At 29.7% G+C, this 26430-nt stretch carries 27 protein-coding genes; 17 read left to right on the top strand and 10 right to left on the bottom strand.

Annotated elements, in window-relative coordinates; translation table 11 throughout:
* The first annotated feature begins 30 nt into the window (after window positions 1–30).
* Entirely contained in the window at window positions 31–2124 is a 2094-nt protein-coding gene (locus tag L8U98_RS06890; RefSeq protein ID WP_263725341.1) for a TonB-dependent receptor domain-containing protein, read from the top strand.
* Here L8U98_RS06890 and L8U98_RS06885 read toward each other — a convergent pair.
* Together L8U98_RS06885 and rho are read right to left on the bottom strand one after the other, a co-directional pair.
* Window positions 2121–3653 (bottom strand): DNA polymerase III subunit gamma/tau, encoded by a 1533-nt coding sequence (locus L8U98_RS06885; protein WP_263725340.1) that lies wholly within the window; start codon window positions 3651–3653, stop codon window positions 2121–2123. The two genes, L8U98_RS06890 and L8U98_RS06885, sit on opposite strands and share 4 nt — an antisense overlap.
* 2 nt (window positions 3654–3655) lie before the next feature.
* Window positions 3656–4960: a transcription termination factor Rho gene (rho, locus tag L8U98_RS06880; protein ID WP_039617780.1), complete on the bottom strand. Its 1305-nt coding sequence runs from the start codon at window positions 4958–4960 to the stop codon at window positions 3656–3658.
* A gap of 175 nt (window positions 4961–5135) precedes the next feature.
* Between rho and L8U98_RS06875 the strand changes: the two genes are divergently transcribed.
* Both L8U98_RS06875 and ccoS read left to right on the top strand, forming a co-directional pair.
* Window positions 5136–7481, top strand: coding sequence for a heavy metal translocating P-type ATPase (locus L8U98_RS06875; RefSeq protein WP_263725339.1), 2346 nt, complete (start codon window positions 5136–5138; stop codon window positions 7479–7481).
* Window positions 7478–7687 (top strand): cbb3-type cytochrome oxidase assembly protein CcoS, encoded by a 210-nt coding sequence (gene ccoS, locus L8U98_RS06870; RefSeq protein ID WP_039668142.1) that lies wholly within the window; start codon window positions 7478–7480, stop codon window positions 7685–7687. Before L8U98_RS06875 ends, ccoS begins: the two co-directional genes overlap by 4 nt.
* 11 nt (window positions 7688–7698) lie before the next feature.
* Here the strand turns inward: ccoS and L8U98_RS06865 are convergent, their stop codons facing one another.
* Window positions 7699–8004 carry a cytochrome c553 gene (locus tag L8U98_RS06865; RefSeq protein ID WP_039668143.1) on the bottom strand — a complete coding sequence of 102 codons (306 nt, stop codon included), beginning with the start codon at window positions 8002–8004 and terminating at the stop codon, window positions 7699–7701.
* A gap of 130 nt (window positions 8005–8134) precedes the next feature.
* Between L8U98_RS06865 and L8U98_RS06860 the strand changes: the two genes are divergently transcribed.
* From L8U98_RS06860 to gmhA, 4 genes are read left to right on the top strand one after another with little or no spacing between them, the layout of a single operon-like run.
* Entirely contained in the window at window positions 8135–8650 is a 516-nt protein-coding gene (locus tag L8U98_RS06860) for a D-glycero-alpha-D-manno-heptose-1,7-bisphosphate 7-phosphatase (RefSeq protein WP_263725338.1), read from the top strand.
* On the top strand, window positions 8647–9600 hold the full coding sequence (gene rfaD, locus L8U98_RS06855; RefSeq protein WP_263725337.1) for an ADP-glyceromanno-heptose 6-epimerase: 954 nt from the start codon (window positions 8647–8649) through the stop codon (window positions 9598–9600). Before L8U98_RS06860 ends, rfaD begins: the two co-directional genes overlap by 4 nt.
* Window positions 9593–10966 carry a D-glycero-beta-D-manno-heptose-7-phosphate kinase gene (gene rfaE1 / locus L8U98_RS06850; RefSeq protein WP_263725336.1) on the top strand — a complete coding sequence of 458 codons (1374 nt, stop codon included), beginning with the start codon at window positions 9593–9595 and terminating at the stop codon, window positions 10964–10966. Before rfaD ends, rfaE1 begins: the two co-directional genes overlap by 8 nt.
* The gene (gene gmhA / locus L8U98_RS06845; protein WP_263683205.1) at window positions 10956–11516 is read left to right on the top strand and encodes a D-sedoheptulose 7-phosphate isomerase; all 561 of its coding nucleotides are present in this window, start codon (window positions 10956–10958) and stop codon (window positions 11514–11516) included. Before rfaE1 ends, gmhA begins: the two co-directional genes overlap by 11 nt.
* Window positions 11517–11523: 7 nt before the next feature.
* Here gmhA and pyk read toward each other — a convergent pair whose 3' ends face one another.
* From pyk to L8U98_RS06815, 6 genes are all read right to left on the bottom strand, one after another.
* Entirely contained in the window at window positions 11524–12975 is a 1452-nt protein-coding gene (gene pyk, locus L8U98_RS06840) for a pyruvate kinase (RefSeq protein ID WP_263664164.1), read from the bottom strand.
* Window positions 12976–12987: 12 nt separating this feature from the next.
* Entirely contained in the window at window positions 12988–14334 is a 1347-nt protein-coding gene (locus tag L8U98_RS06835) for an FAD-dependent oxidoreductase (RefSeq protein WP_263725335.1), read from the bottom strand.
* A 107-nt stretch (window positions 14335–14441) separates the two neighbouring features.
* A complete protein-coding gene (locus L8U98_RS06830; RefSeq protein ID WP_263683203.1) occupies window positions 14442–15065 on the bottom strand; it encodes a type III pantothenate kinase in 624 nt (207 codons plus the stop codon).
* Window positions 15052–15384 (bottom strand): hypothetical protein, encoded by a 333-nt coding sequence (locus tag L8U98_RS06825; RefSeq protein ID WP_263679603.1) that lies wholly within the window; start codon window positions 15382–15384, stop codon window positions 15052–15054. Before L8U98_RS06825 ends, L8U98_RS06830 begins: the two co-directional genes overlap by 14 nt.
* A gap of 1 nt (window position 15385) precedes the next feature.
* Window positions 15386–16381 (bottom strand): hypothetical protein, encoded by a 996-nt coding sequence (locus L8U98_RS06820; protein WP_263707207.1) that lies wholly within the window; start codon window positions 16379–16381, stop codon window positions 15386–15388.
* Window positions 16378–16923, bottom strand: coding sequence for a hypothetical protein (locus L8U98_RS06815; RefSeq protein WP_263725334.1), 546 nt, complete (start codon window positions 16921–16923; stop codon window positions 16378–16380). The genes L8U98_RS06820 and L8U98_RS06815 overlap by 4 nt, the downstream gene beginning before the upstream one ends.
* Window positions 16924–17072: 149 nt before the next feature.
* Between L8U98_RS06815 and gatC the strand changes: the two genes are divergently transcribed.
* Genes gatC through L8U98_RS06775 form a run of 8 tightly spaced genes read left to right on the top strand, consistent with a single transcriptional unit; the run spans window position 17073 to window position 23297 of the window.
* Window positions 17073–17360, top strand: a complete 288-nt coding sequence (gatC, locus tag L8U98_RS06810) for an Asp-tRNA(Asn)/Glu-tRNA(Gln) amidotransferase subunit GatC (RefSeq protein WP_263664170.1) — start codon at window positions 17073–17075, stop codon at window positions 17358–17360.
* 21 nt (window positions 17361–17381) lie between these two features.
* Window positions 17382–17951, top strand: a complete 570-nt coding sequence (locus L8U98_RS06805) for a CvpA family protein (RefSeq protein WP_263702968.1) — start codon at window positions 17382–17384, stop codon at window positions 17949–17951.
* Entirely contained in the window at window positions 17941–18396 is a 456-nt protein-coding gene (locus L8U98_RS06800; protein ID WP_039617809.1) for a Fur family transcriptional regulator, read from the top strand. Before L8U98_RS06805 ends, L8U98_RS06800 begins: the two co-directional genes overlap by 11 nt.
* Before the next feature lie 11 nt (window positions 18397–18407).
* A complete protein-coding gene (gene lysS, locus L8U98_RS06795; RefSeq protein ID WP_263679600.1) occupies window positions 18408–19910 on the top strand; it encodes a lysine--tRNA ligase in 1503 nt (500 codons plus the stop codon).
* A complete protein-coding gene (locus L8U98_RS06790) occupies window positions 19911–21152 on the top strand; it encodes a serine hydroxymethyltransferase (RefSeq protein ID WP_263725333.1) in 1242 nt (413 codons plus the stop codon). It abuts the gene before it with no gap.
* Entirely contained in the window at window positions 21149–21694 is a 546-nt protein-coding gene (locus L8U98_RS06785) for a DUF1882 domain-containing protein (protein WP_012661221.1), read from the top strand. Before L8U98_RS06790 ends, L8U98_RS06785 begins: the two co-directional genes overlap by 4 nt.
* A 17-nt stretch (window positions 21695–21711) precedes the next feature.
* Complete coding sequence (locus tag L8U98_RS06780; protein ID WP_263725332.1) at window positions 21712–22518, top strand: SPOR domain-containing protein; 807 nt, start codon at window positions 21712–21714, stop codon at window positions 22516–22518.
* On the top strand, window positions 22515–23297 hold the full coding sequence (locus L8U98_RS06775) for a shikimate dehydrogenase (RefSeq protein ID WP_263725331.1): 783 nt from the start codon (window positions 22515–22517) through the stop codon (window positions 23295–23297). The genes L8U98_RS06780 and L8U98_RS06775 overlap by 4 nt, the downstream gene beginning before the upstream one ends.
* On the opposite strand, the gene dnaJ is transcribed toward L8U98_RS06775, so the two are convergent.
* Complete coding sequence (dnaJ, locus tag L8U98_RS06770) at window positions 23294–24415, bottom strand: molecular chaperone DnaJ (protein ID WP_263725330.1); 1122 nt, start codon at window positions 24413–24415, stop codon at window positions 23294–23296. The two genes, L8U98_RS06775 and dnaJ, sit on opposite strands and share 4 nt — an antisense overlap.
* A gap of 113 nt (window positions 24416–24528) precedes the next feature.
* Here dnaJ and L8U98_RS06765 point away from each other — a divergent pair, with 113 nt between their 5' ends.
* Together L8U98_RS06765 and L8U98_RS06760 are read left to right on the top strand one after the other, a co-directional pair.
* Window positions 24529–25200, top strand: a complete 672-nt coding sequence (locus L8U98_RS06765) for a response regulator transcription factor (protein ID WP_012661225.1) — start codon at window positions 24529–24531, stop codon at window positions 25198–25200.
* Complete coding sequence (locus L8U98_RS06760) at window positions 25197–26429, top strand: ArsS family sensor histidine kinase (RefSeq protein WP_263707213.1); 1233 nt, start codon at window positions 25197–25199, stop codon at window positions 26427–26429. Before L8U98_RS06765 ends, L8U98_RS06760 begins: the two co-directional genes overlap by 4 nt.
* The last annotated feature ends 1 nt before the right edge of the window (window position 26430 follow it).

The following is a 26430-nucleotide window of genomic DNA, read 5'->3' as shown; positions in this document are numbered from 1 at the left end:
TTTGAAAATATATTTATAAGAAAGGAAATAATGAAAAAACATTGTTTATCGTTTTGTGTTGCTAGTTTTTTGGTCTGCAATGCTTTATCGCAAGAAGTTTTATTAGATAGCTCCATAGTAAGCGCTTCTGGTTTTTCTCAAGATATTAAAGAAGCCCCTGCTACTATAAATGTGATTAGCAAAAAAGATTTAGAAAGTAAGCCTTATAGAGATGTTGCCGAAGCTATTGCTGATATTCCTGGTGTGGATTTATTTGCTAGTAAAGGAAAAACTGGATCTTATAATATTACCATGAGAGGTATTACAGGATACACTTTAATTTTAATTGACGGACGGCGACAAGGGATAGGTGGAGAAGTAGGGCCTAATGGTTTTAATGAAATTTCAAATTCATTTTTGCCACCAATTTCTAGTATAGAAAGAATAGAAGTAATCAAAGGACCAATGAGTACTTTATATGGTTCTGAAGCTTTAGGTGGTGTTGTAAATATCATTACAAAAAAAGTAAGCGATAAATGGGAAACATCAATTAGTTTAGATAGTATTTTTAATGCACATAAAGAATGGGGTAATACTTATGGTACAAGTATATATTCAAGTGGCCCATTGATGAATAATCGTTTGGGACTTACTTTGCGTTTTAGAGAATTTTATAGGGAGCAATCTAATATAAAATATAGAGATGGTGGTGGAAAAGAAATCGAAGCAAAAAAGGAACAAAGTCCTACAAAAGCTAATAATTTTAATTTAGGAACTAGGCTAAATTACTTAGTAGATGATTATAATACCTTGATATTTGATATTGATTTTTCAAGAAATCACTATGATAATAATAGAGGTCAAATAGGTGATTTAACTGTGCCTGGAGACGACGCAGGTTCGTTAAAGGGTGGCTATAAAGATACTATGCAAGTAGATAAATTAGTAACTTATTTAAGCCATGAGGGTGTGTATGAAGATTTTTCGATTACTTCTACCTTGCAGTATAACCGTGTAAGTAATGATGGGAGAGAGGTTATTGGTTTATCTAATCAGCCATTTTTAGGGCAAAATAGAGATATAGTTGCTGAAGATATTATTGTAGATACAAGATCAGTTATTCCTTTAGGCCAAAGTCATATTTTAAGCGTGGGTGGTGAATATAGACTTGAAAAAATGCAAGATAAAATCGCTAATCCAACGAATTTTGATCAGTATTTATTAGCTTTTTTTGCAGAAGATGAGTATAGTATAAGAGATGATTTAAGATTTACTTTCGGTGCAAGGTATAATCATCATGAAATTTTTGGAAATAATATTTCACCAAGAGCTTATTTAGTTTATAATCCTACTAGCGAGCTTACTTTAAAAGGTGGTGTTTCAACAGGCTTTAGAACTCCATATGCTAATAGATTGATAGCAGGTGCTTATAATTATAGTGGACAGGGTAAGTACCCTATGTATGGAAATCCAAATCTAAAAGAAGAAACATCGCTTAATTATGAATTAGCTGCTGTTTACAATAATGACTTATTTTATATTTCAGCAACCGGGTTTTTGACAAATTTTAAAGATAAAATCTCAGAACAAGAATTTAAAAAAGATGATATGATACCAGGTGTTGGTACTTGTGGAGCTTATAAATGTTATAAGGATGTAAATCTTGGCAAGGTTGAATACAAAGGCATAGAGCTTGGAGCAGGGATTACTCCTATAGAACATTTAAATCTAGATTTAGCTTACACTTATCTTGATAGTGAAGTAAAAGATGCACAAGATAAGACTGTGATAGGAAAGCCAGAAATTGATAGTTTAAAACACAATATCATGTTAAAAGCAAGTTATAATATCTTTAATAAATTCACTCCATGGGTAAAAGGTGAGTGGCAAATAGATCGTTATATGGGTGATACAAATATTAATAGAGAATACTATCAAGATGTCTTTTTAGCTTCTATGGGTGTGCGTTATGATATCAATAAAAATTGGAACATCAATGCAGCAATTTATAATCTTTTTGATAAAAGTTTTACAAATGATTGGGAATCTTATAAAAACAAAGATGATGAAGATGTTTGGGTAAATACTTATAATCGTATAGAAGAGGGAAGAAGAATTTATATTTCAATCAACGGCAGTTTTTAATTTTGTATAGTTGGGGAACCAAAGAGCTTGTTAAGAGCTTCTTTGGTTTCGTCTTTAGGGTCGTATTTTTTAGCGTCTTTTTTAAAATTTTCAAAATGCTCATTTAGATTTGGAGTGCTTTTTACTTCTTGTTTTATGGGAGTTTTGAATATATCTTGCAGCTTTTGAGTATCTATGGTTTCTATTTTTTGGATTTTAATTTGTGCTTTTTCTCCAAAAAGCTCATGAAGTAATGTTTTGATTAATTTAAAACCATTGTTTAAAACCATTCTATCATCATCTTTAGCATGCGAGCTAATGCTTAAAATGTCATCTTCAAAAGAAACAAACTGTGTGGTTTTTTTGAAAACTTCAGCTAAGTCATAATCTCTTTTATATATTGCTTTTAAGAGATTTTCATAAGGACTAAGTTTTTCTTCTTTAGGGGTTTGTTGAATAGAAGGAATTTCTTGTTGTTTTGGATTTGGCATGCTATCTTGTTTTGAACCTTTAATAGCCTCATCAATGCTTTTTAGATAAGTTGCTTCAATAAGCATGAAAGCCATAACGCAAAGCACAAAACTATCATCATCACTAGAATTTAACATAGTCTTAGCGCGTGAAAGAATTCTAAAAAATCTTTCATAAATTAACATAGAAAAAAGATTATTTTTGGCAAAAAATGTTTCTTTTAAAAAAAATATCATCTCATCAATGACATTGCTTGCTTCGTAATCTTCAAATTCTTTTAAAAACTCAAGAACTTTATCCTTATCATTAGCTAAAATGGCTTGATAAAATTCTTCAATTTTAGCTGGATCTAAAAAGCCTAGCATAGCGGTGATTTTTTGTGTTTGTATATCATTTTGACAATACACTATGGCTTGATCTAATAAAGTTAGAGTATCTCTTAAAGATCCGTTTCCGCTTCTTGCAATGAGTTTTAAAGCTTCTTTTTCATAACTAATATTTTCTTTTTCCAAAATCCATTCAAGATGATTTAAGATATCATGGGTAGAAATTTGCTTAAATCTAAAATGCTGCGTTCTTGAAAGAACTGTGGCAGGAAGTTTTAAAGGATCGGTTGTCGCTAGTATAAATTTTACGTAACTTGGTGGCTCTTCTAAGGTTTTAAGCAAGGCATTTGCTGCTTGTGGGGTGAGCATATGCACTTCATCGATAATAAAAATTTTAAACCTAGCTAAAGATGGAGCGTATTTGACTTGCTCGATAAGCTCTTGAATGTCTTCTAAGCTTCTATGGCTTGCAGCATCCATTTCTATAATGTCTATATTAGAGCCATTAAGCGAAGATAAACATTGGGAACATTCTCCACAAGGGTTAGCACTTGGTCCATTTTCGCATACTAGAGCTCTTGAAAAAATTCTTGCACTTGAAGTCTTTCCGCTTCCACGTAGTCCTGAAAACAAATAAGCATGTGCTAAACGGTTGTTTTCAAGAGCATATTTTAAGCTTGTAGAAACAGTATTTTGCCCTACAAGTTCATTGAAATTTTTTGGTCTGTATTTAACAGCAAGAGCTTGAAGCATTGCTACTCATTCATGATAGATAATAACTCTTCGTTGCTTTTAGTTTTTAGCATTTTAGAGTATAAAAATTTTAATGCTTCTATATCATCCATTTGTGAAATAGCTGATCTAATTGCCCAAATTTTTTGAAGTTTTTCGACACCTTGGAGCAATTCTTCTTTTCTAGTACCTGATTTTATGATGTTAATTGCAGGGTAAATTCTTCTATCTGAAATATTTCTATCAAGAACGATTTCACTATTTCCTGTTCCTTTAAATTCTTCAAAAATTACTTCATCCATTCTTGAGCCTGTTTCTATCAAAGCAGTTGCTATAATGGTTAATGAGCCACCATGCTCTATATTTCTAGCTGCACCAAAAAAGCGTTTTGGTTTATGTAAGGCATTTGCATCAACCCCACCGCTTAAAACCTTACCACTACTTGGCGTAGCAGTATTATAAGCTCTTGCTAATCTTGTAATAGAATCAAGCAAGATAATGACATCTTTGCCTGTTTCTACCATTCTTTTTGCTTTTTCTATAACAAGCTCAGCTACTCTAACATGATTATAAGCAGGTAAGTCAAAAGTAGAGCTAAAAACCTCACCTTTAACACATCTTTGCATATCTGTAACTTCTTCAGGGCGCTCATCTACTAAAAGTACAATCAAATGTGCCTCTGGGTGATTTTTAGCAATAGCAGTAGCTAGTTCTTTCATTAGCTCAGTTTTACCAGTTCTTGGAGGTGCCACGATTAAGCTTCTTTGACCTTTTCCTATAGGAGCAAATAAATCAAGCATTCTACCTGTTAGTTTTAAAGGATCGTATTCTAATTTGATTTTTTCAGTTGGAAAAATTGGAGTAAGATTGTCAAATAAAGGTCTTTCTCTAGCTTCTTTTAATGGAAGATAATTAATCGCTTCAATTTTTAACAAAGCGTAGTATTTTTCTTGATCTTTTGGTTCTCTAACTTGACCGGTAACTATATCCCCAACGCGCAGAGCAAATTTGCGAATTTGTGAGTTTGACACATAAGCATCATTTACACTATCGCTTAAATTTGAATCCATTCCACGCAAAAAGCCATAGCCTTCAGGTGAAATTTCTAAAATTCCTGTAAAGAGTATAAAACCACCTTTTTTGGTTTGTGCTTTTAGAATTTCAAAAATAAGATCTTGTCTTCTAAATTCTCTTGGGTTTTCTATTTCTGCTTCATTAGCAATTTTAACTAAGCTTTCTAGATCAAGCAACTTTAAATCTTCTATCTTATAACCTTCCACTGGAATGTGTGTTCTTTGATGTTGTTTTTTTTCTTTTGTATTTTCCATATATCCTCTAAAATGTAGAAAATGTAGTATTTAATAATGAATAAGAGATTTTATTCAAAAAAATGCTTCTTTGTCAAATTTTTAAAATTATAATATAGCTTTGTAAATAATTTTTAAAATAGTGATTTTAAAAAAATGATAAAATATTGTAAAAAATTATTGAAGAAAGTATAAGATGAAATGTAAACACTGCCAATTAAGTTTCAGACAAGATCAAATGATAGAAAAAAATGGAAATTATTTTTGCTGTAAGGGTTGTGAGAGTGTTTATGAGATTTTACAAGAAAATAATTTGGAAGAATTTTATGAAAAACTTGGCAATCAAACCCTAACTCCTGCCATAATAGAACATAATGTTAAAGATTATGAAAAATACATACAAAAAACCAAAGAAGGTTTTAGTGAGATTTTTTTACTTATAGAAGAAATTCATTGTGCCGCCTGTGTTTGGCTTAATGAAAAAATTCTCATTAAAAGTGAAGGGGTGATAGAAGTTGATATTAATTCTATTACTCATAAAGCTAGAATTGTTTTTGATGAAAAAAGTATAAATTTAGCAAAAATTATCCAAAGCATAGAAAGTATTGGTTATAAAGCTAGTGTGTATTTGCCTACAAAGAATGAACAAAGAGCAACCCAAACTAAAAGAGATTTTTATGCAAAATTAATAGTTGCCATAGCTTGTGTGATGAATATCATGTGGATATCTGTAGCCAAGTATGCTGGGTTTTTTAGTGGCATGGAAGCTGATACTAAGGATATTTTACATTTTGCTGAATTTTTACTTTGTACTCCTGTGCTTTTTTATACAGGCTCGATTTTTTATAAAAATGCCTATTATGCTTTGAAATTTAAAAGTGTTAATATGGATACTTTGGTAATTAGTGGGGCAAGTTTAGCTTATATATATTCAATATGGGCAATGTTTTCAAGAGCTTCGCAAGTGTATTTTGATTCTGTAGCGATGATTATTTGTTTTGTTTTTATAGGAAAGTACTTAGAGCTTTTAAGTAAGAAAAAAGCCCTTGATACGCTTGATCATTTACGATCGTTTTTAAGCAGTGAAGTAAGGGTTTTAAAAAATGACAAAATAGAAAATATCGATGTAGAAGAAGTGCAAATAGGAGATATTATAGAATTAAAAGAAGGCGATAGAATTTTAATAGATGGAGTGTGTGTTAGTGGTAATATTAGCTTGGATATGTCTAGTTTAAGTGGAGAGAGTTTACCACTTGATGTGCAAAAAGATGATATGATTTATTCTGCTTCTTTGGTTTTAAGCGGGAATGCTTTATATAGGGCAAATGCACTTTATAAGGATTCTAAATTAGCTAGGATTATTAATTTACTTGAAAACTCCAGTTCAAAAAAAGCCAAAATAGAAAAAATGGTACAGCAAGTAAGTAAGTATTTTTCACCTATTATTTTAACTTGTGCTTTACTTTGCTTTGCTTTTACTTTTTTTGTGTTAAATTTGGGTTTTGAAGAGGCTATGATACGCATGGTTTCTGTGTTAATTATAGCTTGCCCATGTGCTTTAGCTTTGGCTACTCCAGTGAGTTCTTTAGTAGCAATTAGTGCTGGTTTGAAAGAAAAAATTTTATTTAAAGAAGCAGGTGTTGTGGAGGATTTGAGCAAGTGTAATGTGGTTGTGTTTGATAAAACAGGGGTTTTAACAAAGGCTAGCTTAGAAGTTAAAAAAAGCTTTTTGGATGAGAGTTTGGATAAAAATGAGTTATTAAATTTCTTACACCTAACTAACCACCCAGTGGCTAAAAGCATTTTGAAATTTTTAGATGAAAAAATCGATGGCAGAATAGAATTTGAAAAAGTTCAAAATTTTCAAGCAAGAGGCTATAAAGCCTTTTTGGGCAAAGATGAATTTTTGGGAGGAAATGAGAAATTTTTCAAAGAAAATCATATGCAAGTACAAGAATTTCAAACCACGCATTTTATATTTGCTAAAAATAAAATTATATTAGCAGTTTTTGAGTTAGAAGATAGTATGAGAGAAAGCTCCGAAGAGTTGATTAGATTTATGAAAGAATGTAAAATGCAAATTTATATGTTAAGTGGTGATAATTTATCTGCTGTGAGTAAGGTGGCTGAAAAATTAAAAATAAATAATTTCAAAGCCTCGTGTATGCCAGAAGATAAAATGCAAATAATAGCTAATTTAAATCAAACAGGTAAGGTTTTAATGGTAGGAGATGGAGTAAATGATGCTTTAGCACTTTCTTATGCAGGTGTTGGGGTTTCTTTAAAAGAAGGTTCTGAGCTTGCTATGGAAAATAGTGATATTATATTGTTAAAAAATGACCTAAAAAGCTTACAAAAAGCCATACAAATAGCTAAAAAAACTTATCAAATTATTAAACAAAATTTGGCTTTTTCTTTATTTTATAATGCCTTGAGCATGCCTTTAGCTTTTTTTGGTTTGATTAATCCCTTAATCGCGGCTTTATCAATGTCTTTTAGTAGTATAATAGTGATTTTAAATGCTTTAAGGATTAAAAAATGAACGGTGTTTTAATGATGATGATAGGCGTTTCTTTGGTTGCTTTGTTTTTGGCAATTTGCGCTTTGCTTTGGGGTATAAAGAATAAACAATTTGATGATGATTATAAATTTACTACTTTAAATGATAGCGAAGAAGCTTTAAATGATGCGGTGATTTTAGAAAAAAGAAAAAAAGAAGCTTTAGAAAAGAACAAAAAACAGCCATAAAGGCTGTTAAATTATTTTTTTAAGCTTTCGATATATTCTTCAATTGCTTTGAAATCTGCTTCTGTTAAACCTTTAAGGTTGATTTTCATGATGGCACCTTGACCATAAGCATTTCTTTTACCTGCTGCATAGTCTTTCATGTATTGCAATCTTTCAGCTGCAGTTAAAGAATTTAAAGCAGGAACTTTGTTAAGATAAACTTTATCTGCTTTAGCACCATGACATACTGCACATTTTTTGTAAAGTGTAGCACCATCTGCAGCAAAAGCTGAAACACCAAGACATGCTAAAGCTGATAAAACAAGTAGCTTTTTCATTGTATCACTCCTATATAAATTGAAAATAAAATGTTTTGAATTATAAGCTTTTTTTATTTAAAGTCGCTTAAAAAACTTTTTTACTTGATAAATTATAAAAATCTTAATAAAAATACATTATAATTTTTTTATGAAAACAAGGGCGTTATTTTTAGATAGAGATGGGATTATTAATATAGATAAAAAATACGTTCACAAGATCAGTGATTTTGAATTTTGTGATGGTATTTTTGAACTTTGCGAATTTTTTCAAAAGCAAAATTTTTTAATTTTTGTAGCTACTAATCAATCAGGCATTGCAAGAGCTTATTATAGTGAAAAAGATTTTGAAATTTTAAGTTCATATATGTTGGATGAGTTTTTAAAAAGAAACATTAGAATAGAAAAAATTTATCACTGCCCGCATTTAGAAAATTGTAAATGTCGTAAGCCAAAACCTGGCATGCTTTTAAAAGCACAACAAGAATTTGATATAGATTTTTCACAATCTTTTTTTATAGGGGATAATTTAAGCGATATGCAAGCTGGAATTAATGCTGGTGTAAAAAATCTATTTTTGATTAATGAAAATTATAATGATGATAAAAACTATAAGGTCTTTAAAAATTTAAAAGAACTTTTGCATTATTTAAAGGATAGAAAATGAAAATAGTGATAACGGGTGGAGCAGGTTTTATAGGCTCTGCACTTGCTTTAGAACTTCAAGATAAACATGAAGTTTTGATTGTAGATAAAATGCGTTCAAGCACTACTTTTGAAAATGGAAATTTAGAAAGCTTTGGTCATTTTAAAAATATTTTAGATTTTGAAGGTGAGCTTTATGTGGGTGATATTAATGATGAAAGAACTTTAAAAGTTATAAAAGATTTTAAACCCGATGCGATCTTTCATAAGGCCGCAATTTCAGATACAACTGTTTATGATCAAAACAAAGTTTTAAAGACTAATTTAAACACTTTTAAAGATTTTATAGAACTTGCTTTAGAACTTAATGCAAAATTGATCTATGCGAGTTCAGCCTCAGTTTATGGAGATGCTCCAAGCCCGCAAACTGTAAATTTAAGTGAAGCCCCTAAAAACCCTTATGCATTTTCAAAATTAATGATGGATAAATTAGCAAAAAAATACTTTGATAAAATGCATATAATCGGGCTTAGATATTTTAATGTATATGGCAAGGGAGAATTTTTTAAAAATAGCACTGCTTCTATGATTTTGCAATTTGGACATCAAATTTTAGCGGGCAAAAGTCCGCGTTTATTTGAAGGAAGTGATCAAATTTATCGTGATTTTGTATATATTAAAGATATTGTGAGTGCAAATTTGCAAGCTTTAGAAGCAAAAAGCGGAATTTATAATGTAGCTACAGGTAAGGCAAGAACTTTTCAAGATATAGTTGATATTTTACAAAAAGAATTAAACACTAATTATCCTTGTGAGTATATTCCCAATCCTTATAAAAACGCTTATCAATTTCATACTCAAGCAAAATTAGATGAGAGTTTTTCATATAAAGCTAAATTTGGTCTTGAAGAGGGAATAAAAGATTATTTAGATGAGATTAAAAGGCTTTATGAAAAGGAAGTAAATGCTTGATTTTTTAAGTTCTAAAAAGCCAAAAATTTTAGTTGTTGGGGATTTTATGGTGGATCATTATATATGGTGTGATTGTACTAGAATTTCTCCAGAAGCTCCTGTAATGGTGATGAAATCACAAAAAGAAGATAAAAGACTAGGTGGAGCTGGTAATGTATATGCAAATTTAAAAAGTCTTGGTGCTGAGGCTTTTGCTCTAGGACTTGTGGGTGATGATGAGAGTGGAAGATTTTTAAAAGAAAATTTAAATGCAAAATTATTAGTAGAAAAAGATAGAAAAACCCCTCTTAAGAGTAGAGTTTTATCACATTCTCAGCAAGTTTTAAGGCTTGATGATGAGAATGATTTTGATACTAAATTAGAAGATGAAATTATCAAAGAATATAAAAAAATTGCAAAAGATTATGATGCGATTGTTTTGAGTGATTATGCCAAAGGGATTTTAACTTCAAAAGTAACAAAAGCTTTGATAGAGCATGCAAATACTTTAAATTTACCTATTTTGATTGATCCAAAAGGAAGTGATTTTAGCAAATATCAAAATGCAACCTTGCTAACTCCAAATAAAAAAGAAGCTATTCAAGCTTTGGGTGTAGAAAAAATTGATAATTTAGAAAAAGCTTTGAAAAAATTAAAAGATGATTTAAATTTAGCTTATTCTATTATAACTTTATCTGAAGAAGGAATAGCACTTTTTGATGAAAAATTACATATTATTCCTGCAAAAGCCTTGGAGGTTTATGATGTAACAGGAGCTGGAGATAGTGTTATAGCTATGCTTGCTTATGCTTTGGCTTTAAAAGTTGATATTGTAAAAGCGTGCGAGCTAGCAAATGATGCAGCAGCTGTTGTGGTAGCAAAAGTAGGAAGTGTGAGTGTAAGTTTAGAAGAGATAAAAAACCTCAAAAAAGCTTCTTTTGAAGATAAAATTAAAAGCAAAGAAGAGCTTGTAAAATTGCTACAAGATCAAAAAGTAGTTTTTACCAACGGGTGTTTTGATATTATGCATTATGGTCATATAAAATATCTTGAAAAAGCTAAAAAATTAGGAGATATCTTAGTTGTAGGTTTAAATTCAGATGAAAGCGTAAAAAGACTAAAAGGAAATTCAAGACCTATAAATTTAGAGTTTCAACGTGCATGTATGCTTGCGAGCATGTATTTTGTAGATTATGTAGTGATTTTTGATGAGGATACTCCTTATGAATTGATAGAGTTTTTAAAACCTGATGTGCTAGTTAAGGGAGCTGATTATAAAGACAAAGAGGTAGTGGGTTCAAATTTAGTAAAAAAAGTAGAATTGATCGACTTTGAAGATGGATTTAGCACTACCAATATAATTAATAGGATTGCAAATGATAAATAAAATCGAAAAGGAATTTATTCAACATCAAAAAACTTTAGAACAAAGTTTGAGTTTAAAAGAGCAAATTGCTATGGTTGCTCAAGAGTTAAAAGTGTGCTTGAAAAGTGGTGGGAAAATTTTAATTTGTGGAAATGGTGGAAGCGCTGCAGATAGCCAGCATTTTGCAGCTGAACTTAGCGGAAGATATAAAAAAGAAAGAAAGGCTTTAGCTGCTATTGCTCTAAGCACTGATACTTCTGCTTTAAGTGCTATAGGAAATGATTATGGTTTTGAATTTGTTTTTTCAAGACAAGTTGAAGCTTTAGCTAGTGATAATGATGTGTTGATTGGAATTTCTACTAGTGGAAAAAGTCCAAATGTGATTAAAGCTTTTGAAAAAGCTAGAGAAATTGGTGCTAAGTGTATAGGACTCAGTGGAAAGGGTGGTGGAGTGATGAATGAACTATGTGAGCATAATATAGTCATTCCAAGCGATGATACAGCTAGAATTCAAGAAATGCATATTTTAATTATACATTGTTTATGTGATTTGATAGAAGAAGAATATTAAGTTTGGGTTATTTTCCCAAACTTAAATAATATTCAATTTGATCTTTTTGTAAAATTCTAATTAAATTTGTACTTCCTGCAACACCTATTGGAAAACCTGCAGTAAGAGTATAAACTCCATCTTTTTTCATAAGGCCTTTTTCGACTCCAAGTTTTACAGAATTGCTTAAAAGCTCTGTTAAATTTTCATGTTTTTCTATTAATATAGCAGGTTGAACTCCCCAAACTATACTTAAAAAATTTAAAGCTTTTTTAGAATGAGTAATAGCTATGATATCCATTTTTGGACGATATCTTGCTGTTTTAACCGCAGAAGCACCACTACTTGTGATGGTAAAAATTGCATTTGCATTTAAATCGGTTGCTAGTTGTGTGCTTGATTTAGCAATAATATCGGTTTCATTGAAACATTTAAAGGTTTCAAATTTTTCATAAGGATAGTTTTTTTCTGTTTCTATAATGGTTTGAGTCATAATATCAACCGCATTTGCCGGATCAATCCCTACTGCGCTTTCTTCGCTAAGCATAACTGCATCAGTACCATCAAGCACAGCATTAGCAACATCTGAAATTTCAGCTCTTGTGGCAGTTTTGGATTTTGCAAGTGAAAAAAGCATTTGAGTAGCAGTGATGACAGGTTTATTAGCCTCGTTAGCCTTTTTAATGATGAGTTTTTGTATATTTGGCACTCTATAATAAGGCACTTCAATACCCAAATCCCCTCTTGCTACCATTATACCATCACTGCAATTTATGATTTCATCGATATTTTCAACAGCATCAAATTTTTCTATTTTTGCAAAAATAGCAATTTTGGCATTATTTTCATCAAGTATTTTCTTAACTTCATCAATATCATGAGCATTTTGTACAAAAGAGATGGCTAAAAAGTCAACATCATTTTTAATACCCCATGCAAGATCATCTTTATCTTTTTGGGTGATAACATCGATATTAATTTTTGTATTAGGAAAATTAATTCCCTTGTTTGAACTAAGCACCCCGCTATTTTCTACTTGGGTTTGGATAAAATCTTTTTCAACTTGCACTACTTTAGTTTTGATGGAGCCATCACAAAGATAGATGTATTCTCCTACCTTTAGCATTGAAAGAATTTCAGGATGATTAATACAGACTTTATAATGTTCATTAGAAAGTTTTTCTCCTTCAAAAGTATCCTTGTAAAAGTCTAGTCTATCTCCATTTTTTAATTCAAAAGCTTCTGGAATTTTTAAGGTTCTAATTTTTGGTCCACTAATATCTTGTAAAATTCCAATTCTTGCATTAAGTTCAGTTGCTACTTTTCTAATAGTAGTTAGATTTTGACTATGATACTCATGGGTTCCATGTGAAAAATTTAAACGAAAAACATTCACCCCATTAATAATCATTTGTCTTATTGTAGCTTCGTTTTCACTTGCTGGTCCAATCGTTGCAACTATTTTTGTTTTTTTTAGCATTTTTTATCCTTTTTATAGTAGTTCGCTAGTAAATAAATCCTCATTAAAATTAGCACCCAAGTATTGACAAATAAGTTTTGCATCTCTATAACCATTGCCAAGACAGCTTGTAGCACCTGGACTTGGTGTCATATTGAAAATTATACCTGGAATTTCAGTGATACTTGCTTCACCAAGCATTAATTCTCCTGCCTTTTTATCAAGTACTTGAGGACGTACTCCGCCAAAATTTTTAGCATAGTATATATCATCTGTTTTCAAACTAGGAACTATTTTTCTTGCATCTTTTACAAAAAGTCTTTTGTTAATGTAAGGAATTTCAAATAAATAATTATAAAGAATATAATTTCTAATAGTAGAATCTTTAAAAAGATTAAAGCAAATTTTGACTACATTCATGTCTAAGTTAAGTGTTTTGAAAAATTCAGGTAGTGATTTAAAACCATGGTATCTTTCTAACATAGGGATAACTAAGGCAGTAGGGCCAAAGCGTGTATTCATATTAGCTAATAAATCAGGATCACCATGTAGCGCAGCAAATGGTAGTTTTGGATTTTGCACCATGTAAACTTTACCATTTAAAATTTTTCTTTTAGACATATAAAAACTTCCTGCAACCGGAAAGCAAGATTTATCTAATCCTATACCCATTTTATGTGCCAAAAATAAAGAATGCGCTCCTGCATTTACTATAATAGATTTCGCACTATATTCTTTAAAATCTTTTGTTTTAATATAAAAAATATCATCTTTTTTTTCTATAAACACAACTTCTTGATTGTAGGCAACATGAGTATTTTTTCCTTGTTTGCAAGCTTGCTCTATAAGATTTTGACTCATCAAGCCAAAATCTACTGTGGTATAAACCGCTCCTGCTTCTACACCCATAGCTACTACTTCATCGGTTCTATCATTTATGCCATCTTCACCTAATACAACATTAGGTTCTATTTGCTTAATTTCATCTTTAGTATAAAATTTAATATAAGGATATAATTCTTTAAATTCTTCATATCTATTTTTCATATACTCACATTCCTTGTCTCCAACTGCAAGTGCGAGTTTTTGGTGTGAGTGCATAAACTTATTTTGTGCATTTTGCAAAAGACCATATTTTACAATCATATCTGCTGTTGTCTTAACTTTTTTTGCTTTTTCTAAAGTGTAATTTGTCTCTATATCACCACAGTGGATAGTTTGTGAATTGCTTGTGCTATGGCTATTTAAAGTTGCAGCGCTATTGTATTTTTCTAACAAAGCAATATTTTGAATATTTGTGTATCTAGCCAGCTCGTAAAATACTGCAGCACCAGAAATCCCACCGCCAATTACCACGGTATCAAAATGTTTTTGATCCATTGTTATCAATTCCTTTTGTGTGTTTGATTTTGCTAATAATATCAAAATATAGTTGTTTTGAGTAAATAAATTTTATAATTTCAAGTGCTTGGGTATAGAAATAAATTTTAAAGTATAAAATTTTCACAAACAGCTTTTTTCATACCTCTAAAAATTAAAAATTTATCATAAATTGCATAGTCGAAAAAATTTGCAAGAAATTGCCCATCTCCGCCTGTAAAATATAATTTTTTATCATATGCACTATCTTTTATAAGTAAATATATGCTTTTAAAAACTCCATAACTTAAAGCATCAACGGTTCTTTGAGGGAAAGCATCAAAATTAATCTGTGTGTTTAGCTCGTATCTTAAACGTGATGAAATATTGGAAAAAGACTTTTTATAGCTTTCAATACCTGGGAGTATAAATCCCCCAAGATGAATAGAATTAGAAATAATATCTACAGTTATTGCAGAACCCGCATCAACTACAACACCATCTTCTATAGTGTAACATGCTGCTATTCTATCAACCCCTAAATTCTCATAAATAGTATCAAAATTAAAATATGAGGCAAGATTGATAAATAAAGGATTTTGTTCTAATCTTTGCTCTAAATTTGGATTTACATTGATATAAAATACTTTTTGTGTAGGTTCGTATTGTAAAAACTGCTCAATACTCATAGAATAAAATTTTTGCTCATTTAGAAAACTAGCGGTTGTGTTACCAATATCACATAAAAGCATAATTTTTAATCCCTTTGGTAGCTAGATATTCTTTTGCTTTAGAACAAATTAAAGCTTGGTGAAATATAAAATAATTTTGAAAATTTAAGTTTAGAGTTTGGTTTATATTTTGAAAAATACTTTCAAATTCTAGACATTCTTTTGTTAAAATTTTACTTTTTGTAAAAGAAAATAAAATCAAACAACACTGTTTGTTTGTATTCTCTCCATAAATACAAATTAATTTTTTCTTTTTACTAAAAGCATGGATATCTAAGGATTTAGTATTTTTTAAAACAATCCCATATTTTATAAGAATATCACTAAGCTCTTGATTCATTTTAGTTTAATTGTAAAAATTTATTTTGAAAGAAAAATTTACCATTAGCCATAAAACTTTTTTTATCAACGGCTTCACTTAGTTTATATACTGTATAATCTTTCAAATTTGTATTTAGCTTGATCAAATAACCTGTTTTTTCAAAAATATACAAAGAGTTATTGTACAAGGTGCTTTTAGAAAACAGAGCAAACTGAAATTTTACTTCATCGATTTTTCTAAGATTATAATCATTTTTAATAACTCTTCCATCTTTTGTTAGTACAAAAATTTCATTATCATTAGTGTTTACTTCTTTAATATTTTCGTTTAAATATAAGGTTCTATTTGGAGTAACAACGATGATTTTTTGTGCAGTTGCAGCAACCATAGTATCATTTTTAACATGAAGATAGATGATATTGTTAAAAAATTCCTCACTACTTACTAAAATTTCTTTACTCACTTTTAGTGTGCTTTTATTAAGTATGGCTAATTTTCCATTAAGCATAGGATATATAATAATGGTATTTAAAAAATAAGGATTAGCATAACGACTATCTTGAGCATATGCTGTGCCAAGATTTTGAAGCATTTTAATACCAAGATTTTTATTTGCATATACTAAGGTATTGCTAGCTAAAATTAAAGCTATATCATCTCCATCTATACTTGCACTCACTACACTTTCATTAAATTTATGAGAAAATAATTCATCACCTTGTAAATTTAAAATCTTAAAATTTCCATTATCATCGCCAATAAGAACCTCTTCTTGTTGCATATTTATAATATGATAATTTTTATCTAGTTTAAAATTAATAATATTTCCCATAGTATCTATAAAGGAATTATTGCTTAATTGTGCTATATTGTTATTGAAATTTATAATTTTACCATTAATACTTTGAGAGCTATAAGGAAGCTGTTCTGCTTGCGTTGGTTGGTAATACTCCCTTTTTGTGCCACAAGCACTAAAAAATATTAAAGTAATGATAAATAAATAAAAGTGTTTCATTTTATTCCTTGATAATGTTTTAAGCTTGTAATAATCTGCCATAAGGGAGAATTTATAGGTATTTTATTAAATTCTATATCTGCATTTTTAAAATCGTTTTGTTTTAGAAAATCAAAACCTACCAATAAGGTATTATAATCTTTCAAAAAGTCTGATTTTTGATTGTTTTGAGCAAGCACTATTTGTTTTAACAAAGGATCTATGTTAAGGCTTAAAGTTTGATTAAGATCTTGATTGTTTTGATTCATCATGAATATGGTGTATAGATTTGCATTTTTTTGTTTTAATTCTTCAAGTAATTTTTGGTTTGAAGGATTTTTCAATAAGTTGTTAAAAATTATATTACTTTCTTGAATATTACTTTCTTGTTTTAGATTGTAAAAATAACTTCCGCTAAGATATGCGATTAAAAGTACAATGATTACAATGAAATAGTATTTGTATTTTTTTATAAAGCGCTCAGATTTGATAAAATTTTCCATCATCTGCTCTTGAGAGCTTAATTCTGCTTGAACCACTTTTAGGTTTTCTTTTAAAGCCATATTTTCCCTTTTTTAGCAAGAATAAACATTATTTATTGTTTTAAGTCTATAATTGTAACATATAAAAATGAAAAAATAAATGATTTTATGTTATAATTTTTAACCTAAAAAGAGTTTTCTTGAGTTAAAAATTAAGATTAAGGTAAATTATGCAAATTGATGATAAATTATTAACCAAACTTGAAAAGCTAAGTGCTTTAAAAATTGCCGATGATAAAAGACAAGAATTAGAAGAACAATTAAGTCAGATTGTTAATTTTGTAGAAAAATTAGATGAGCTAAAACTTGATGATGTTGAAGCTATGACTAGCACTACAAATGCTGCAACTCCATTTAGACTAGATGAAAGTAGAAAATCTGATGTGATAGATATGCTTAGCAAGCATGCTCCAAATTCTCAGGATGGATTTTTTATAGTCCCTAAGATAATTGAATAAAATATTTGGAGTTTAATATAGATGGAAAATTTTTCTTGGTTTGATGTATTTGTTTTAGGTTTAACTGCGATTTTAGGTTTAAAAGGTTTGGTAAGTGGCTTATTTAAGGAAATTTTTGGTTTATTAGGCATAGTTGGCGGGGTTTTACTTGCTTCAAGATATGCTAAAGAAATAGCAGAAATTATTAATAATAATTTTTATGCAATTGAAAATGAAAATCTTGCGATTTTTGCGGGATTTTTGGTTTTGTTAATTGTAATTTGGGTAGCTTGTATGGCTTTGGGAAATATATTATCAAAGATTTTTAGTATGAGTGGTCTTGGTTTTATAGATCGTATAGGTGGATTTTTATTTGGTAGTGCTAAAATATTTTTGATTTTTGCAATTTTAGTGGCTTGTATTAATAATATAGAATTTTTAAATGCAAGCTTAGAAAAATATGCTAAAAATAGCTATACATTAGATTTACTTAGACAAACAGGTGATTTTATAATGAATACTGATTTTACTCAAAATGGTTTAGATAAAATACAAGAACAAATTATAGATTCTAATTTAAGTCTAAATTCGGAGGTAAATAATGCAAATTGAAAATATTGAATATGATGTTTTGCTTGAGCGTTTTAAAAAAACACTTAAAGATAATGGTTTAAAATATACTAAACAAAGAGAAGTGCTTTTAAAAACTTTATATAATAGCGATATGCATTATACTCCAGAAAGTCTATACGTAGAAATAAAGCAAAAAAATCCCGAATTAAATGTAGGCATTGCAACAGTTTATAGAACTTTAAATTTATTAGAAGAATCTGGTATGGCTACTTCTATATCTTTTGGTGCTTCAGGGAAGAAATTTGAACTTGCAAATAAACCTCACCATGATCATTTGATTTGTAAAAGTTGTGGCGAGATTGTAGAATTTGAAAATCCTATTATCGAACAGCAACAAATGTTAATCGCAAAAGAATATAATTTTAAACTAACAGGACATTTAATGCAACTTTATGGCCTATGTCCACAATGTAGTAAAAAATAAAGGTATATTTAATGTTTGATAATATTTTAGAGCAACAAAAAATTCAAAAAGCGCAAGAGTTAAAAGAACTAGGAATCAACCCTTATCCACACTTTTTAAAAAAAGAAATGAGTATAAGTGAATATAAGGCTAAATTCACCTATATTAAAGATATAGAAAATCAGCGTGATGAAAATGCTCATGGAGTATTAGCAGGAAGATTAAAGCTTCTTAGGATAGCTGGTAAATCAGTATTTGCTAATATAGAAGATGAACAAGATAATTTACAAATTTACTTTAATCAAAACATTTTAGGGGAAGAATACTTTGCCATTTTAAAAAAATATCTTGAAGTAGGGGATATTGTTTTGGTTAAAGGTTTTCCTTTTATGACAAAAACAGGAGAATTCAGTCTTCATGTGGAACAAATTCAAATAGCTACAAAAGCTATAGTGCCTTTACCGGAAAAATATCATGGGTTGACAGATATTGAGCAAAGATATAGAAAAAGATATCTTGATATGATTATGAATAGTGAGGTAAGAAAAGATTTTATTTTGCGCTCTAAAATTGTTTCTTATATTAGATCTTTTTTTGATAACAAAGGATTTTTGGAAGTTGAAACACCAATGATGCATCCTATTGCAGGGGGAGCAAATGCAAAGCCTTTTGTAACTTATCACAATGCTTTAGGTGTGGAAAGATTTTTAAGAATTGCTCCAGAATTATATCTAAAACGTTTGATTGTAGGTGGTTTTGAGGCGGTTTATGAGATTAATAGATGTTTTAGAAATGAAGGGATGGATTTAACGCATAATCCCGAATTTACTACAATCGAGTTTTATTGGGCTTATCATAATTATCATGATTTAATGGATTTAACAGAAGAGCTTTTTGCTATGCTTTTAGATAAATTAAAATTAGATAAAAAACTTGAATTTGATGAAAAAATAATTGATTTTTCTAAGCCATTTGAAAGAATTACTTATAAAGACGCATTAAAAAAATATGGCGGTTTGGAAGATGAGCTTATTAACAATAAAGAATTAATCTTAGAAAAACTAAAAAAAGATGGATTCGAAGCCAATGAAAAATTGGAACTAGGTCATTTGCAAGCTGAACTTTTTGATAATTATGTTGAAGATAAATTGATTGATCCTACTTTTGTGATAGATTTTCCTATTTCTATAAGTCCTTTATCTAGAAGAAGTGATAAAGATGCAGATATTGCTGAAAGATTTGAGTTGTTTATCGCAGGTAGAGAAATTGCTAATGGATTTAATGAGCTTAATGATCCTCTAGATCAATATGAGAGATTTTTAAAGCAAATTGAAGCAAAAAATGCAGGTGATGAAGAAGCATGCGAAATGGATGAAGATTTTGTTAATGCATTAGGTTATGCTATGGCACCAACTGCAGGACAAGGTATAGGAATAGATAGATTGGTTATGCTTTTAATTAATAAAAAATCAATTCGTGATGTAGTGCTTTTCCCAGCCATGAGGCCACTTAAAAATGAGATAAAAGGAGAGTAAATGTTGGAAAAATTTGATAAAGAAATTTTTGATTTAACCCAAAAAGAGTTAGCAAGACAATGTGATGGTCTTGAAATGATAGCAAGTGAAAATTTTACCATACCAGAAGTTATGGAGGTAATGGGAAGTATTTTAACAAATAAATATGCAGAAGGCTATCCTGGTAAAAGATATTATGGTGGATGTGAATTTGTTGATGAGATTGAAACGATTGCTATAGAAAGATGTAAAAAACTTTTTAATTGTAATTTTGCCAATGTGCAACCTAATTCAGGCTCACAAGCAAATCAAGGTGTATATATGGCATTGTTAAATCCAGGTGATAGAATTTTGGGTATGGATTTAAGCCATGGAGGACACCTAACTCATGGTTCTAAAGTAAGTTCTTCTGGAAAGGTTTATGAAAGCTTTTTTTATGGAGTTGAGCTTGATGGAAGAATTAATTATGATAAAGTTAGAGAGATAGCAAAAGAGATTAAACCAAAACTTATTGTTTGTGGTGCTAGTGCCTATCCTAGAGTGATTGATTTTGCCAAATTTAGAGAAATAGCAGATGAGGTTGGCGCGTACTTGTTTGCTGATATTGCACATATTGCAGGCTTGGTTGTAGCGGGTGAGCATCCTAGTCCATTTCCTTATGCTCATGTTGTAAGTTCTACTACACATAAAACTTTAAGGGGTCCAAGGGGTGGGATTATCATGTGTAATGATGAAGAAATTGCTAAAAAGATAAATTCTGCAATTTTTCCAGGCATTCAAGGTGGTCCATTAATGCATGTAATTGCTGCTAAGGCCGTTGGATTTAAATATAATTTAAGTGATGAGTGGAAAATTTATGCTAAGCAAATCATCAAAAATACTGCTACTTTGGCACAAGTTTTAATAGATAGAAAATATGATTTAGTCAGCGGTGGTACTGATAATCATTTGATTTTATTAAGCTTTTTAAATAAAGAATTTAGTGGTAAAGATGCAGATTTAGCGCTAGAAAGAGCAGGTATTACAGCTAATAAAAATACTGTTCCAGGTGAAACTAGAAGTCCTTTTGTAACGAGTGGTTTAAGACTTGGAACAGCAGCTTTAACAGCAAGAGGTTTTAAAGAAGAGCAAATTACTATTGTTGCAAATTATATAGCTGATATTTTAGATGATATACAAAATACAAAATTACAAGAGGAAATTAAGGTTAAACTGAAGGATTTAGCAAGTAATTTTATTATTTATGAAAGGGCTTTATTTTGATTACAACAATGGATTTAGCTTTAATTAAAATGGTTACAAGCCATTATTATATAAAGCGTGATACTATAGTAAATAAATACGAATACAAGGGTAGAATTTTCTTTGATAAATTTGAAAAAGTTAATGCCCCATTAACCGCTAGTGTTATACAAGAGCATATGGAAAAAAAGATAATTGTGGCGCATTCTTTGATCAATAGTTTTGATAAGGTTGAAAATATTGTATTTGATTATAACGGTTTTAACGCGGAGCGTTTTTGGCATAGAGCGCAGCTTGTTTTAAGAGAAGAAGGTTTTATTAATTTTACTGCTTATAGAACAAGAACTAATAATCATTTACATTTGTATATTCATAAAGGACACACAACTTTTAACGAGGCTTGTTCTTTGGGCTCAAAACTATCTTTGCTTTTTTCTCAAAAGATGCCAGTAGAGTGGAAGGTTTTTCCTAGTATGGATATACCTAGAGAATTTAATATATTAACCTTGCCTTATGAAGTTTATCAAAAAGAACGCGGTGCTTCTTGGTCTAAACATATGTAATTTTGAAAGGATGAAAAATGGAAGAAAACAATAAAAACGAATTTGATGATATAATTTTGCAAAAAAGCAATAAAAGCGAAAAACTTAAAAAAATTTTACTTAGATCGATTATTTTAATCATTGTATTTTTAGTTGTTATGATAGTAATGAAGCTAATTAATGACCCAGGTGAAGAAAAAACATTACAAATGCCATCAGAACCACAAGAGCAAGCTGCTTATAAAAATAATTTTAATTCTTTGCCTATTACAGATAGTGCTAAAGAAGAGGATGAATTTGAAGCTTTAGCTAGAAAATTAAAAGAAGAGAGTTCTTTGAATGATACAAATACTACCATAGAAGAAAAGCAAGAAGTTCCAAGTAATAGTGTTTTAGATCAAATTACTACAATAGAGCCAAAAGAAGAGCCAGCTAAGGTGGAAGAAAAACAAGAAGAGATTAAACCTATGGAAAAATCTATAGAAAAACCAACTCAAAAACCTTCTGAAAAACCAAAAAATAATATAGTTGAAAAACCAAAAGCTCCAGAGCAAAGCAATACAAATGAATTATTTGAAAGTATCAAAACACCAAATGTTCAAACACAACTTCCTTCAGGTGCTTATATTCAAGTTTTTTCTTTAAATAGTTTAGATCCTAAATCAAAAGAATTAAATATACTTAAAGAAAATGGATATGATTATAAAATTTATAAAACAACAGTAAATGGCAAAGAGCTAACGAAAGTTTTAGTTGGACCTTATAAAGAGAGTGAATTAAAGACCGAATTAGAAAAAGTACGTTCTAAAATTGCAAAAGGTGCTTTTACATTTAGAGTAAAATGAAAACTTTTGCAGTTATAGGTGATCCTATTATGCATTCTAAATCTCCAAGAATGCATAATAATGCCTTGCAAACACTCAAAGAAGACGCAGTTTATACAAGATATCATCTAAAAGATAAAGCAAAACTAAAAGAGATTATTCAAAAGTTAGATGGTGCTAATATCACCATACCTTTTAAAGAAGTAGCTTGTGAAATAGCTGATTTTAAAGATGAAAGTGTTATACATATAGGCTCTGCTAATACTTTATTAAATAAGGATAATAAAATTTATGCTTATAATACAGATTATCTAGGATTTTTAAAAGCAATTGAGGATTTTTCTTTTATCAAAAATGCTTTGATTTTGGGTGCTGGAGGTACAGCTAAAGCTTTAGCATATGCTTTAAAATCTATATATATTGAAGTTACAGTAGCAAATCGTTCTAGTGCTAGATTTGAAAATTTAGCTAGCTATCCATGTTTTTTATATAATCAACTTGATTTAAATACACAATTTGATTTGGTAATAAATACGACTAGTGTGGGTTTACATGATGAAAGTTTACCTTGTGAAGAAAGGATTTTAAAAAATATTTTTCAAAAAGCTAAGTATGCTTTTGATGTTATTTATAGTAGAGAAACATCTTTTTTACAGTTGGCACGAGAAAATGGATTAAAAATAAAAGATGGCACGCAAATGCTTTTATGGCAAGGTGTTTTTGCTCTTGAGTTGTTTTTAGAATGTCAAAAAACAGAAGAAATTTTTAAAGCCATGAAAATGGCTTTAAAACTTCCTTAGTGGCTAAACCAAGATTTGATTTTATCAAACAAACTTTCTTGTTCTATAAAGCCTTCTTCATCTGCTAAGCCAAAACTTTTCTCAAGCTGCAATAGTAGATTTTTTTGTTCATCAGTAAGCGTTTTTGGAAATTTTATTTCAATTTGTACAATATGTGAGCCTAATTTTCCATTGTGAATATTTTTAACACCTTCGTTGGCTAATTCGAATTTTTGTTTATCTTTTGCACCGACTGGAAGTTTAAGATCAGCCTCTCCTCTTATAGTGGATACTTTAATAGTTTTTCCAAGAGCAGCTTGGGTAAAAAATACAGGTACTATGGTATAGATATCATCATCATGTCTGATAAATTTATCATCATCTTCTACGATGATTTTGATATATAAATCACCTCTTTGAGGAGAATTTGGAAGCTCATTTGCTTTATTTTGTACTCTAAGACTCATACCGCTGTCTATACCTTCTGGTATATCAAGTTCTATATGATCTTTTATTTCTTCATAGCCATTACCATGACATGTTTTGCATTTATCTTTTATAATCTGACCACTACCTTTACAATGATCACAGCTTTGCACAAAGGTCATAAAGCCTTGTCTAACACCAACTTGCCCTTTTCCTCCGCAATGAGGACAAGTATCTAATTTTCCATTTTCTGAACCACTTCCTTTGCATGATTTACAAAAACTTTTATAGGTAAAATCGATCTTTTTTTTACAGCCAAAAACAGCTTCTTTAAAGCTAATTTTTGTCGTTATTTTTAAATCTTGAGGATAGTTATTTCCTTTTTCTTTTTTACGTGTTGAGCTGCCAAAACCAAATCCATCTCCAAAAAAGCTCGAGAATATATCCCCTAAATCAACATCTCCAAAACCACCAAAACCACCGGCTTGACCTTTAAGCCCTTCTTTTCCGTATCTATCATATATACTTCTTTTTTCATCATTGCTAAGCACCTCATAAGCTTCATTTACAAGCTTAAATTTCTCTTCTGCTTCTTTGTCTCCTTGATTTCTATCAGGATGATATTTTAAAGCCATCTTTCTGTATGCTTTTTTTATGGTTTCTTTATCTGAAGTTTGGGAAATTTCTAGTATTTCATAATAATTAAGTTCCACTTTTTTCCTCTCTTGAAAAATTAATATTGTAATTTTAGCAAAAAAATAAATGAATAGTTAAATTATGTGTTATAATGTTAAGTTCGTAACATATTTTCACTAAAGGGGTAGAGATGATTAATGTTTTAATGATCGAAGATGATCCAGATTTTGCAGAGTTTTTGGCAGAATATTTGGCCCAGTTTAATATAAAAGTTACTAATTATGAAGATCCATATTTGGGAATGAGTGCTGGTATAAAAAACTATGATTGTTTAATTCTTGATTTAACTTTACCTGGACTTGATGGTCTTGAAGTTTGTCGTGAAATAAGAGAAAAATATAGTATTCCTATTATTATTTCTTCAGCTAGAAGTGATTTGAGTGATAAAATTGTAGGACTTCAAATAGGTGCAGATGATTACCTGCCAAAACCATATGATCCAAAAGAAATGCACGCAAGAATTATGAGTTTGATTCGTCGTTCTAAACGAACCAATGAAACTCCTGAGAAAATAATCAATTCAGCATTTAAAATTGATGAAAAAAGACATGAGATAAGTTATAATGATGAGGTTTTGGTTTTAACTCCTGCTGAGTATGAAATTTTAAGCTATATGATAAGACAACATGGTTTTTCGGTTAGCAGAGAACAACTTGTGTATCACTGTAAAAGTTTAAAAGATAAAGACTCTAAAAGCTTAGATGTTATTATTGGTAGACTTAGAACTAAAATTGGTGATAGCTCAAAAGCGCCAAAACATATTTTTTCAGTTAGAGGAATAGGATATAAATTAATAGGATGAAAGTAACTATTAATCTTAAAATCACCGTTCTTTTTGCAACAGCTTTTTTATTTGTTTGTGCCTTGTTTGTGCTTTTAGGAAAGGTTCAGATTGATTCTTATTTAACTAACGAACAAGGAAGGCAAAAAGAAATTGTAGAAAAAATAATATACAACCTAGAAAGAAAAGAAGATTTTTCAATACATGAGTATCTTCTTTCTAAATCTTTTAAATTAGTTGAAAATGATCGCAGTGCAAAACATATCATTGCAAAAGGTGAAAAGGTATTTAGGATTAATTCTTTATATGGAAGTTTTTCTTCTATTATTTACCATAATCAAATTTTTTTCTATGTAGAAAGGTTAAATACAAAACATCTTTATGAATTAAATGCTTCTACGCGTTTAGAATATTTATTTTTATTAAGTTTCTTTTTTAGTTTGATTTTGATTATATTTTTATATTTTTCAGTATTAAGATCTTTAATGCCTTTAAAAATTCTAAAAAAGAAAATTAAAAATATTAGTGCAGGTAAAATTGAACCTTTATCTGAATACTCTCAGATTAATGATGAAATTTCAGAAATATCTTTTGAATTTGACCATGCTATCAATAAAATTCAAGAGCTTGTAAAATCAAGACAGTTTTTTTTAAGAATGATTATGCATGAGCTTAAAACACCTATTGGCAAAGGTAGAATAGTTTGTGAAATGTTAGATAATCAAAAGCAAAAAGATCGTCTAGTAGCGATTTTTGAAAGACTGGAATTGTTGATTGATGAATTTGGGAAAATCGAAAAAGTCTTATCAAGAAATTGTCAACTTAATTTGCAAACCTATCATTTGAGTTTGATTTTAGAGCAGGCTGAAGATTATTTAATGAGGGATGATTTTTATCAAAAAGTAAAAATATCCTATAAAGAAGATACTATGATAATTGCTGATCTAGAACTCTTTTCTTTAATGCTTAAAAATTTAATTGATAATGCTATTAAGTATTCAGATGATAAAGCGTGTGAGATTATATGCTCTGGGGATTATATAATTGTTAGAAATAAAGGGATGCAGCTTAAAAAAACTTTTGATTATTATTTAAAACCTTTTGTGAGAGAACAAAATACCCAAGTAGAGGGAATGGGACTAGGACTTTATATTATTAATAATATTTGCAATCTTCACGGTTATAATTTAACCTACAGCTACGAAGATGGCTATCATACTTTTAAAATTGTTTTTTCAAGGTTAAAATAAT

Source organism: Campylobacter sp. RKI_CA19_01128 (assembly GCF_025771175.1).
GTDB lineage: Bacteria > Campylobacterota > Campylobacteria > Campylobacterales > Campylobacteraceae > Campylobacter_D.
The sequence above is the reverse complement of the archived record's forward strand: the minus strand, read 5'-3'. Positions and strand labels throughout refer to the sequence as shown.